The 12,284-nt window shown below is 31.7% G+C and carries 11 protein-coding genes and 1 riboswitch; all 11 genes read left to right on the top strand.

Going from position 1 to position 12,284, the window contains the following annotated elements:
• Positions 1–52 precede the first annotated feature (52 nt).
• Complete coding sequence (locus PG913_RS07240) at positions 53–1,300, top strand: sulfate adenylyltransferase subunit 1 (RefSeq protein WP_271230142.1); 1,248 nt, start codon at positions 53–55, stop codon at positions 1,298–1,300.
• Positions 1,301–1,320: 20 nt separating this feature from the next.
• Positions 1,321–1,668 (top strand): 4Fe-4S dicluster domain-containing protein, encoded by a 348-nt coding sequence (locus PG913_RS07235; RefSeq protein ID WP_271230141.1) that lies wholly within the window; start codon positions 1,321–1,323, stop codon positions 1,666–1,668.
• A 38-nt stretch (positions 1,669–1,706) separates the two neighbouring features.
• The gene (locus PG913_RS07230) at positions 1,707–3,815 is read left to right on the top strand and encodes a nitrite/sulfite reductase (protein WP_271230140.1); all 2,109 of its coding nucleotides are present in this window, start codon (positions 1,707–1,709) and stop codon (positions 3,813–3,815) included.
• An 8-nt stretch (positions 3,816–3,823) separates the two neighbouring features.
• Positions 3,824–4,588 carry a uroporphyrinogen-III C-methyltransferase gene (gene cobA, locus PG913_RS07225; RefSeq protein WP_233897251.1) on the top strand — a complete coding sequence of 255 codons (765 nt, stop codon included), beginning with the start codon at positions 3,824–3,826 and terminating at the stop codon, positions 4,586–4,588.
• Positions 4,589–4,634: 46 nt separating this feature from the next.
• On the top strand, positions 4,635–5,180 hold the full coding sequence (locus tag PG913_RS07220; protein WP_408648486.1) for a precorrin-2 dehydrogenase/sirohydrochlorin ferrochelatase family protein: 546 nt from the start codon (positions 4,635–4,637) through the stop codon (positions 5,178–5,180).
• Position 5,181: 1 nt separating this feature from the next.
• Complete coding sequence (locus tag PG913_RS07215) at positions 5,182–6,237, top strand: NAD(P)/FAD-dependent oxidoreductase (protein WP_271230138.1); 1,056 nt, start codon at positions 5,182–5,184, stop codon at positions 6,235–6,237.
• A gap of 47 nt (positions 6,238–6,284) precedes the next feature.
• Positions 6,285–6,614, top strand: a complete 330-nt coding sequence (locus PG913_RS07210; protein ID WP_271230137.1) for a 2Fe-2S iron-sulfur cluster-binding protein — start codon at positions 6,285–6,287, stop codon at positions 6,612–6,614.
• Positions 6,614–7,375, top strand: a complete 762-nt coding sequence (gene epsC / locus PG913_RS07205; RefSeq protein ID WP_271230136.1) for a serine O-acetyltransferase EpsC — start codon at positions 6,614–6,616, stop codon at positions 7,373–7,375. The genes PG913_RS07210 and epsC overlap by 1 nt, the downstream gene beginning before the upstream one ends.
• Positions 7,376–7,378: 3 nt before the next feature.
• Entirely contained in the window at positions 7,379–8,269 is an 891-nt protein-coding gene (cysM, locus tag PG913_RS07200; RefSeq protein ID WP_271230135.1) for a cysteine synthase CysM, read from the top strand.
• 65 nt (positions 8,270–8,334) lie between these two features.
• A riboswitch (SAM riboswitch) is annotated at positions 8,335–8,456 on the top strand.
• A gap of 46 nt (positions 8,457–8,502) precedes the next feature.
• The gene (locus PG913_RS07195) at positions 8,503–9,495 is read left to right on the top strand and encodes a homocysteine S-methyltransferase family protein (RefSeq protein WP_271230134.1); all 993 of its coding nucleotides are present in this window, start codon (positions 8,503–8,505) and stop codon (positions 9,493–9,495) included.
• On the top strand, positions 9,486–12,164 hold the full coding sequence (gene metH, locus PG913_RS07190) for a methionine synthase (protein ID WP_271230133.1): 2,679 nt from the start codon (positions 9,486–9,488) through the stop codon (positions 12,162–12,164). The genes PG913_RS07195 and metH overlap by 10 nt, the downstream gene beginning before the upstream one ends.
• Positions 12,165–12,284 lie beyond the last annotated feature (120 nt).

Below are 12,284 nucleotides of genomic sequence, written 5' to 3'. Positions count from 1 at the left end.
AAAAGAATACAAACTAGGCTTATAGTTTACTAAAAGCCAATAGCATAATAAAATGAACGTATTAAAAATAGCAACAGCAGGAAGTGTAGATGATGGTAAAAGTACCTTAATTGGTCGTATTTTATATGATACCAAATCTTTAACAGATGATAAGCTTGAAGCAATTGAAGAAAAAAGTAAACAAAGAGGTTTTGATTACTTAGATTTTTCATTAGCAACTGATGGTTTAGTAGCTGAACGTGAACAAGGAATTACAATAGATGTTGCACATATTTATTTTTCTACACCAAAAACTAGTTTCATTATTGCTGATACACCAGGGCATATTGAGTATACTAGAAACATGGTTACAGGAGCATCTAATTCACAAGCTTCAATTGTTTTAATTGATGCTAGAAATGGTGTAGTTGAACAAACGTATCGTCACTTTTTTATCAACACTTTACTAAGAGTTAAAGATGTTGTAATTGCTGTTAATAAAATGGATTTAGTAGATTTTTCTGAAGAAAAATTTAATGAAATCAAAAAAGAAATAGAATATTTAGCAAGTAAAAGTGCTTATAAAAATCAGAAATTAACGTTTATTCCTATTTCTGCTTTAAAAGGTGATAATGTTGTAACAGGATCAGATAAAATGTCTTGGTATAAAGGTGAAACTTTATTAAATCATTTAGAGACTTTAGAATTTGATGATGTTGCCGAAGCGTCTCAAACACGTTTTCCAATACAAACAGTTATCAGACCTAAAACTGAAGAATATCACGATTTTAGAGGATATTCTGGGAAAATTTATGGAGGTGATTTATCTGTTGGAGATACTATTACAGTATTGCCATCAGGAACAAAATCAAAAGTAAAAACTATTCAGTTTTTTGATAAAGAATACTCAAAAGTAAAAAGAGGAAGCTCAATTACAATTACCTTAGAAGATAATATTAATATCAGTAGAGGTGATATGTTAGTAAAAGAAAATGAAGAACCAACAGTTGCAAAAGAATTAAACGCAACAATTTGTTGGATGGATAAAACGCCTTTACAAGCTTCATCAAAATATATTATAAAGCATGGAGTTAATGAAGTGCAAGCTAAAATTAACACATTAACTTCAATTATAAAAACTGATTTTTCTGGAAAACAAGAAAATCCATCAGAATTAGTATTGAACGAAATAGGAGAAGTTACTTTAAAAGTAAGTAAACCATTATTTTTCGATAGTTATAGTAAAAATAAAGCAAACGGTTCTTTTATATTGATCGATCCAAAAACGAATAACACAGCCGGTGTCGGTTTTATTCAATAATTAAAAAAGAATAAGTAATTATGGCAATTATAATAACCGATGAGTGCATCAATTGTGGTGCTTGTGAGCCAGAATGTCCAAATACAGCAATCTATGAAGGTGATGTAGAATGGAAATATAGTGAAGGAACTTCATTAGAAGGAAATATAAAGTTACCAAACGGAGAACAGGTTGATGCAGACGCAGAACAAGAACCAGTATCTGATGAGTTTTACTTTATTGCACCAGACAAGTGTACAGAATGTATAGGTTTTCATGAAGAACCACAATGTGCTGCTGTTTGTCCTGTTGATTGTTGTGTACCAGATGATGCAATAGTTGAAACAGAAGAAGAGCTTTTAGATAAACAAAAGTTTTTACACAATTAAATAATAATGCTTATACCAAGCTGATAAGTAATAAAATTATGCAAAGTTTTAGATCAGAAATAGAGAACCCAATTGTAGAAAAAGATATTCTAGAATTAGAACGTAAAATCCAACTTTTTAAAGAAGGGCAAATTGATGAAGAGCGTTTTCGTAGTTTACGATTAGCCAGAGGAGTTTACGGACAACGTCAATTAGGTGTTCAAATGATTCGTATTAAATTACCTTACGGTAAAGTTAGTAGCGAACAATTACATAGAATAGCAGATGTTTCAGACGAGTATTCTCGTGGTCGTTTGCATATTACAACGCGTCAAGATATCCAAATTCATTATGTGAGTTTAGATAGAACTCCAGAGTTATGGGCGCAGTTAGAAAAAGATGATATTACTTTACGTGAAGCTTGTGGTAACGCAGTTAGAAATGTAACAGCATCGGAAACAGCAGGTATTGATGTAGATGAACCTTTTGATGTATCGCCATACGCAGATGCTACTTTTAAATTTTTCTTAAGAAACCCAATTTGTCAAGAAATGGGTAGAAAATTTAAAATGTCATTTTCAGCTACGGATGAAGATACTGCATTGAGTTTTATGCACGATTTAGGATTTATCGCCAAAATAAAAAATATTGATGGTAAAGATGTTAAAGGATTCAAAGTATTATTAGGTGGTGGATTAGGTTCACAACCTCGTCATGCTGATGTAATTTATGAATTTTTACCAGCAGATTTATTAATACCTACTATTGAAGGTGTTTTACGTGTATTTGATAGACATGGTGAGCGTGCTAAAAGAGCAAAAGCACGTTTAAAGTTTTTAATAAAAGATTTAGGTGTTGAAGCTTTTTTACAATTAGTTAAAGAAGAGCAAAAATCATTTGCATACAGCACTTATCCAGTAGATACTACTGCTTTTGAGCAAGAAATTACATTTGAAACTGCTGAAATTCCTTCAGTAACTATCGATGATGAAGAAAGATATAACAAATGGAAGCAATCAAATGTTATCGAGCAGAAGCAAGCAGGTTTATTTGCTATTGGAATTAAAGTTCATTTAGGTGATTTTTATACTGATAAAGCACGTTTATTAGCTGATTTAATCAAAAAATATGGTGCAAATGAATTACGTTTTACTTTACGTCAAAACATATTAATTCGTCATATTCGTGAAGAATCATTACCTTTCTTTTATACTGAATTAAATAAGTTAGGATTTACAGAAGCAGGTTATAATAGCTTAAATGATATTACAGCTTGTCCTGGAACAGATACTTGTAACTTAGGTATTTCTAGTAGTACAGGTATTGCTGCAGAATTAGAGCGTGTTTTAAAATCGGAATACCCTGATTATGTAAACAACAAAGATCTTGCTATTAAAATTAGTGGATGTATGAATGCTTGTGGTCAGCATAATATGGCACACATTGGTTATCAAGGAATGTCTGTAAAAGTTGGTAATTTATTAGCTCCTGCTTTACAAGTTTTAATTGGTGGTGGTGTTGTTGGTGATGGACAAGGTCGTTTTTCTGATAAATTAGTGAAAATACCAAGTAAAAGAGGTCCAGAATCTTTACGTATTTTATTAAATGATTTTGAAAATAATAAAGATGAGGATGAAGATTTCTTAGCTTATTATGATAGACAAGGTAAAACTTATTTCTATGATTCATTAAAGCATTTATCAGATACAACAAACTTAACTGAAGATGATTTTATTGATTGGGGACATGATAAAAATTATGTAAAAGCTATTGGAGTTGGTGAATGTGCTGGTGTTGTTATCGATTTAATCGCTACACTTTTATTTGAAAGTGAAGAGAAAATTGAAAATGCAGGTGCAGCTTTCGATGAAAAACAATGGTCAGATAGTATTTATCATTCATATTCAGCAATTGTTAATACAGCAAAAGCTTTATTAACTGCTGAAGGAGAAAAAACAAATACACAAGCAGGAATTATAACTAATTTTGATAAAGTATTTGTTGAAACAAACAAAATATCTTTACCTGTATCAACTTCTTTTACTGAGTTTATATATCAATTAAAAGAAAACGAACCTACTGAAGCATTTGCTAGCGAATATTTAGCAAATACAAAAGCTTTTTATAAAGCAGTAGATTCTTACAGAAAATTAGCATTAGAAAACTAAAAGTAACAATGATAAATTTACCAAAATTAACCGTAGTTGGTGCAGGACCTGGAGATGTTGATTTAATAACTTTAAAAGCGGTTAAAGTATTGAAACAAGCAGATGTTGTTTTATATGACGCTTTGGTAAATGACGAATTGTTATCATATATAAACCCTAAAGCAGAAGTTATTTTCGTAGGAAAACGAAGAGGATGTTATAGTTATCAGCAAGAGCAAATTAATGAATTAATTGTGGCTCGAGCAAAATCACATGGTCACGTGGTACGTTTAAAAGGAGGTGATCCTTTTATTTTCGGGCGAGGATCTGAAGAAATGGAGTATGCAGCAAAATTTGGCTTGGAAGTAGCCGTTGTTCCAGGAATTTCATCATCATTAGCCGTGCCAGCATCACAAAATATACCGTTAACAAAACGTGGATATTCAGAAAGCTTTTGGGTAATAACAGGTACAACAAAACAACATTTAATTTCAAATGACGTTGCGTTAGCTGCAAAATCTAGCGCAACAATTGTTATTTTAATGGGAATGGGTAAGTTATCGGAAATTGTTGAAATTTTTCAAAAAGAAAATAAAAACAATTTACCAGTAGCTATTATTCAAAATGGTACTACCAAAAATGAAAAAATTGGAATAGGTACTGTAGACACTATTGAACAAGTTGTATTAGAAAATGAATTAGCAAACCCTGCTATTATAGTATTAGGAGAGGTTGTTAAACACAGACAAGAATTACAGCAAGTACAGGCACAAGTAATAACAACTGCATTATAATATGATTGGTGAAGAAAGAAATAATCTGTATCCTATTTTTTTAAAAATGGATCAGCTTAATGTTTTAATCGTAGGTGGTGGAAATGTAGCTTTAGAAAAACTAACTTTTTTATTAAAGTCTAGTCCAAATGCAAAAGTGAAAATGGTTGCTCCTTTTTTTAGAGAAGAAACAATAGCATTTGCAAATAAGTATGCAATAGAAATGATTAATGATGTTTATCAAGAAGAATATCTAGAAAATAAGCATATTGTTATTGCCACAACAGATAATGTACCAGTTAATATAAGTGTATACGAAAACTGTAAAGAGAAAAATATTTTAGTAAATGTAGCTGATAATCCACCATATTGCGATTTTTATATGGGAGGAATTGTAACAAAAGGAAATGTTAAAATAGCAATTTCTACAAACGGAAAATCACCTACAGCAGCTAAAAGATTACGTCAATTTTTCGAAGAAGTAATTCCCGATAATATTGATGATTTAGTGAAAAACCTAAATGAGTACAGGAAAACAATAAAAGGAGACTTTGAATACAAAGTTGAAACATTAAATGAATTTACTAAAAGTTTAGTAGAAAAAATAAAGTAAAATGATACAGACAGATATATTAATTATTGGAGCAGGACCAACAGGGTTGTTCACTGTTTTTGAAGCAGGATTGTTAAAATTACGTTGTCATTTAATTGATGCACTACCACAACAAGGAGGGCAATGTTCGGAAATTTATCCTAAAAAACCAATTTATGATATTCCAGCATACCCTGAAATTTTAGCAGGAGACTTAACAGATAAATTAATGGAACAAATTAAACAATTTGAACCAGGATTTACTTTAGGTGAACGTGCTGATACTATTGAAAAACAAGAAGATGGGTCGTTTATTGTAACAACAAATAAAGGTACAAAACATCAAGCGCCAGTTGTAGCAATTGCAGGTGGATTAGGAAGTTTTGAACCACGTAAGCCACCTTTACCTAACATTGCTAATTTTGAAGATAAAGGAGTTGAGTATATTATACGTGATCCAGAATTATATAGAGATAAAAAAGTAGTAATTGCAGGTGGAGGAGATTCTGCTTTAGATTGGTCTATTTTCTTATCAGATGTAGCTTCAGAAGTAACATTAGTTCATAGAAGAAATGAATTTAGAGGAGCTTTAGATTCTGTAGATAAAGTACAAGAATTAAAAGATGCCGGAAAAATTAACTTAATTACACCAGCTGAAATTAAAGGAATTTTAGGTACGGATAAAGTTACAGGTGTATCTGTAGAAAGAAAAGGAGAAGAGCCTTTTACTGTTGAAGCAGATCATTTTATTCCTTTATTTGGTTTATCACCTAAATTAGGTCCTATTGTAAACTGGGGATTAGAGATAGAAAAAAATGCAATTAAAGTAAATAATGCTTTAGATTACCAAACAAACATACCTGGTATTTATGCTATTGGTGATGTAAATACTTATCCTGGTAAATTAAAGTTAATTTTATGTGGTTTTCACGAAGCTACTTTAATGTGTCAAAGTGCTTATCAATTAATTCACCCAGACAAAAAGTATGTAATGAAATATACTACAGTTGGTGGAGTTGAAGGTTTTGACGGTACTAAAAAAGAAGCACCAAAAGCTGTTGTAAAAGCTATCAATTAATTTCATTGAATCTCAAAATAAAATATTAATTTTACTTTAAAAATATAATGTCAGATATTACCATAAATATAACAGATAGAGAAGGTGTAAAACACGAAGTTATTGCACCTACTGATATGGCCGTGAACCTAATGGAAATTGTTCGTTCATACGAATTAGCAGAAGAAGGTACTATTGGTGTTTGCGGTGGTATGGCAATGTGTGCATCTTGTCAGTGTTATGTGAAATCAGAACATAAATTACCTGAGTTAACTGATGATGAAGACGCAATGTTGGCAGAAGCATTTCATGTAGAAGATAACAGCCGTTTAGGTTGTCAAATTCAAATGTCACCTGAATTAAATGGATTAGAAGTAGAATTAGCACCAGAGATGTAATGAGTAAAATATTAGCAACAACAACTTTTAAAAATTATAATATTTGTTTAAAAGACACTGTTGAGCTTTTTACAAAAAATATGTTTTATGCTTTGTTTGATGAAGAATTTAAAGAAAACAACAAGCAAAGTATAGAACATAATTTTTTTACGATAGCAAAGCGATTAAAGATTGAAAACGGTACTGAAATTTGGTCATTATTTCAAAATAAATTACCAGAAATAAGACAGCGTCTTGATTTAGACGCGCTTGCTTTTGAAAAAACAGACCCTGCAGCCAAAAATTTAGAAGAAATTTACTTAGCATATCCAGGGTTTCATGCTATAGCTGTATATCGTTTAAGTCATGAATTGTATAGTTTAAAAGTACCTACCTTACCTAGAATGATGAGCGAATATGCGCACGGATTAACAGGTACAGATATACATCCAGGAGCAACAATAGGAGATTCCTTTTTTATAGATCATGCTACTGGAATTGTTATTGGAGAAACTACATTGATAAGAGAAAATGTTAAAATTTATCAAGGAGTTACTTTAGGTGGTATTCAAGTTAAAAAAAGTTTAGCAGAAACAAAAAGACATCCTACAATAGATAACAATGTAACTATTTATGCTAATGCTACTATTTTAGGTGGAGACGTAATAATAGGTGAAGGAAGTGTGATTGGTGCTAATGTGTGTGTTACAGAATCTGTTCCACCAAAATCATTGGTTATTTATCAAACAGAAAATAAGATTGTTTCATTAGATAAAGGATAAATTATGAAAGCAAAAAAAATAACCGACTTTGTTGGAAATACACCTTTAGTAGAGGTTAGTAATATTCTTGATAAAAAAGGTGTACGTCTTTTTTTGAAATTAGAAGGACAGAATCCTGGTGGAAGCGTTAAAGATAGAGCTGCTTACAATATGATTTTTGAGGCTTTAAACCGAAGAAACATAAAAAAAGGAGATCATTTAGTAGAAGCTACTAGTGGAAATACAGGAATAGCATTAGCTTTTATCGCTAAAGTATTAGGCTTAAACATGACTTTAGTAATGCCTGAAAATGCTACTGAAGAACGTGTAAAAACAATGAAAGCTTACGGAGCTGAAGTATTGTTAACACCTAAAGAAGAGGGTATTGAAGGTTCAAGAGATTTAGCTCAGAAATTACGCTATAAAAAAGGGTATTTTATGTTGAATCAATTTGAAAATAATGATAATTGGAAAGCCCATTATAAAACAACAGGTCCTGAAATTTGGAAAGATACAGAAGGTGAGGTAACTCATTTTGTATCGGCAATGGGTACTACAGGAACTATTATGGGAGTTTCTACATATTTAAAAGAACAAAATCCTAATGTTCAAATTATAGGAGCACAACCAACAGATGGCTCAAGTATACCTGGAATCAGAAAATGGTCAAAAGAATATTTACCAAAGATTTTTGATCGTTCAAAGGTTGATGAAGTTATTGAAGTAAGTGAAAATCAAGCACGAAATATGACTCGTAAGTTAGCTAGTCAAGAAGGTGTTTTTGGTGGTATGAGTAGTGGAGGTGCTGTACATGTAGCACTTGAAATTGCAGAAAAAATAGAAGAAGGTATTATTGTAGCAATTATTTGTGATATAGGTGATAGATATTTATCTTCTAATTTATATAATTATTAAAAAATAGAGGTGCAAATAATATATTTTTTTGTTTATTTGCACTTTAGTTCATTAACTTAATACGAATGTTATCAAGAAAGGTGGAGGGAATTAGACCCTTTGAAACCTTAGCAACCCTATGTGTAAAACAAAGAAGGTGCTAAATTCTACTTTTATGCTAATAATCAGTATTAAAGAGAGATAACGGAAAACCTCTACTCTTTTCCTGATAACTTCTACAATAAAAATCAGGAATGTCAAACATATATAAAGAAATACAAAAACGAATTTTAGTGCTCGATGGAGCAATGGGAACGATGCTTCAAGCATATAAATTTACGGAAGAAGACTTTCGTGGAGAACGCTTTAAGGACTATCCAACACCATTGCAAGGAAATAACGATTTGTTATCTATCACACAACCATCTGCAATTAAAGAAATACATGCTAAATATTTTGCAGCAGGAGCTGATATTGTAGAAACAAATACTTTTTCAGGAACTACTATTGCTATGGCTGATTATCAAATGGAAAATTTGGTATATGAATTGAATTATCAATCTGCAAAAATAGCAAAAGAAGTAGCTGATGAATTTACAGCAAAAGAACCACATAAACCAAGGTTTGTTGCAGGTTCTATAGGACCAACAAACAGAACAGCGAGTATGTCTCCTGATGTAAATGATCCTGGGTATAGAGCTGTTACTTTTGATGAATTAAGAATCGCTTATAAGCAACAAGTAGAAGCTTTATTAGATGGTGGATCTGACCTTTTATTAGTAGAAACAGTTTTTGATACTTTAAATGCTAAAGCTGCATTGTTCGCTATTGAAGAGGTAAAAGAGGAAAGAAAAATTGAAATACCAGTAATGTTAAGCGGTACTATTACTGATGCAAGTGGTAGAACTTTATCTGGTCAAACAGCAGAAGCTTTTTTAATTTCGGTATCTCATATTCCATTATTATCTGTAGGATTTAATTGTGCTTTAGGAGCTAATTTATTGCAACCTCACTTAGAAGCTATTGCATCTAAAACAGATTTTGCAATTTCAGCACATCCTAATGCTGGTTTACCTAATGCTTTTGGAGAGTATGATGAAACTGCTGAAGAAATGGCAGATCAAATAGAAGAGTATCTAGAAAAAAACTTGATTAATATTATTGGTGGATGTTGTGGTACTACTCCAGAACATATTACTGCAATTGCCGAATTGGCAAATAAATACCAACCAAGAAAATGCAAATAAAACAAGACAAGTACATGCGCTTATCTGGTTTAGAGCCGTTGGTTTTAAATGAGAATAGCAACTTTATTAATGTTGGTGAACGCACAAATGTAGCAGGATCTCGTAAGTTTTTACGATTAATTAAAGAAGAAAAATTTGATGAAGCACTAGCAATTGCTAGACATCAGGTTGAAGGTGGTGCACAAATTATCGACATTAATATGGATGATGGTTTGATTGATGGTAAAGAAGCTATGGTTCGATTTTTAAATCTAATTGCTGCTGAACCAGATATTTGTAGAGTTCCGTTAATGATTGATAGCTCGAAATGGGAAATAATCGAGGCAGGATTACAAGTTGTACAAGGTAAAAGTGTTGTGAATTCTATTTCTTTAAAAGAAGGAGAAGAAAAATTTATTTGGGAAGCAACTCAAATTAAAAGATATGGAGCTGCTGTTATTGTTATGGCTTTTGATGAAGTTGGACAAGCAGATAATTATCAAAGAAGAATTGAAATAGCTGAAAGATCGTATCGTGTATTAGTCGATAAAGTAGGTTTTGCATCCGAAGATATTATTTTCGATTTAAATATTTTTCCTGTTGCTACAGGAATGGATGAACACCGAAGAAATGCTATCGATTTTATAGAAGCAACTCGTTGGGTTCGTCAAAATTTACCAAACGTAAGTGTAAGTGGTGGTGTTAGTAATGTGTCATTTTCGTTTAGAGGAAATAACACGGTACGAGAAGCAATGCATTCGGTTTTCTTATATTATGCTATTCAGGCGGGTATGAATATAGGTATTGTAAATCCAGCAATGTTGGAAATTTATGATGATATTCCTAAAGATTTATTAGAGCATATTGAAGATGTTATTTTAGATAGAAGAGAAGATGCTACCGAGCGTTTATTAGATTTTGCAGAAACTGTAAAAGGTGTTGTAAAACAAGATGAAACTAAAGTCTTAGAATGGCGAAGTTTGCCTTTACAAGAAAGAATTACACATTCATTAGTAAAAGGAATCGATGCTTTTATTATTGAAGATTCAGAAGAAGCAAGGTTAGCTGCTAAAAAACCGATTGAAGTAATTGAAGGTCATTTAATGATTGGAATGAACGTTGTTGGAGATTTATTTGGAGCAGGGAAAATGTTTTTGCCTCAAGTGGTAAAATCTGCCCGTGTAATGAAAAAAGCAGTTGCTTATTTAAATCCGTTTATTGAAGCCGAAAAAGGTGAAAAACAACAAGCATTAGGAAAAGTATTAATGGCAACCGTAAAAGGTGATGTTCATGATATTGGTAAAAATATTGTAAGTGTTGTTTTAGGTTGTAATAATTACGAAATTGTTGATTTAGGAGTAATGGTAGCTCCTGAAAAAATTATTGAAGCTGCTAAAAAAGAAAATGTTGATATTATTGGTTTATCAGGATTAATAACGCCTTCTTTAGATGAAATGGTGTATTTGGCAAAAGAAATGGAACGTCAAAATTTTACGGTTCCGTTGTTAATTGGAGGCGCAACAACTTCAAAAGCACATACGGCTGTAAAAATAGATCCACAATATAAAAATGCAGTTGTACATGTAAATGATGCATCAAGAGCTGTAACTGTTGTTAGTGACTTACTAAACAAAGAAACAAGTAATGCTTATGTCGCTAAGTTAAAACAAGATTACGATGAATTTCGTGAGAAGTTTTTAAAACGAGGAAAACAAAAAGCATATACTTCAATTGAAGAAGCTAGAAAACGTAAGTTTAAAATTGATTGGGAAACATCATCAATTATAAAACCAAATGAATTAGGTATTCAAACGATAGAGCAAGTTAGTTTAAAAGACTTATTACCTTTTATTGATTGGAGTCCATTTTTTAGAAGTTGGGATTTACATGGAAGATATCCAGATATTTTAACTGATGAGGTTGTTGGTGAACAAGCAACTCAGTTACTTGAAGATTCTAAAGTTATTTTAGATGAAATTATTACCAAACAATTATTAAAACCAAAAGGAATTTTTGGATTGTTTGAAGCTAATTCAATTAATGATGATGATATTTCTATTCAGAAAAAAGGAGAAGAAATAGCTGTTTTTAGAACTTTACGTCAGCAACTTAAAAAACGAGAAGGAAAACCAAGTATTGCTTTATCTGATTTTATAGCGCCAAAAGAATCTAACAAAAAAGATTATATGGGAGCTTTTTGTACTGCAATTTATGGTGCTGATGAATTAGCAAAAAAGTATAAAGATAAAGAAGATGATTATAATGCAATTATGGTACAAGCAATTGCTGATCGTTTTGCTGAAGCTTTTGCAGAATATTTACATCATAGAGTAAGAACTAAACATTGGGGATATGCTTCTGATGAAACATTATCTAATGATGAATTGATAAAGGAAACTTATAAAGGAATTCGTCCTGCACCTGGTTATCCTGTACGTCCTGATCATTTAGAAAAAGAAACTATTTGGGATGTTTTACAGGTTGAAGAAAAAATAGGTGTAACATTAACTGAAAGTTTAGCTATGTGGCCAGCAGCAGCAGTTTCTGGTTATTACTTTGCTAATGAAGAAGCAAAATACTTCGGATTAGGTAAAATTACTGATGATCAGGTTCGTGATTTTGCTGATAGAAAAGGTATCACTTTAGAAAAAGCTAGAAAATGGTTACATCCTGCAATTGCCGATATGTAGGTTGCGTTAGCGATTGAAGCGGCATCCTTTTTAAAGAACCACCTTTTTAGTGGTTCTTTAAAAAGATATAGCGTAAAGCGCGACCCTTGTGGTAACGCCCAAATTAATGATATAAAGTAG

The sequence above is a fragment of the Tenacibaculum pacificus genome (assembly GCF_027941775.1).
Classification (GTDB): Bacteria; Bacteroidota; Bacteroidia; order Flavobacteriales; family Flavobacteriaceae; genus Polaribacter; species Polaribacter pacificus_A.
This window is presented reverse-complemented; position numbering and strand designations above follow the sequence as displayed.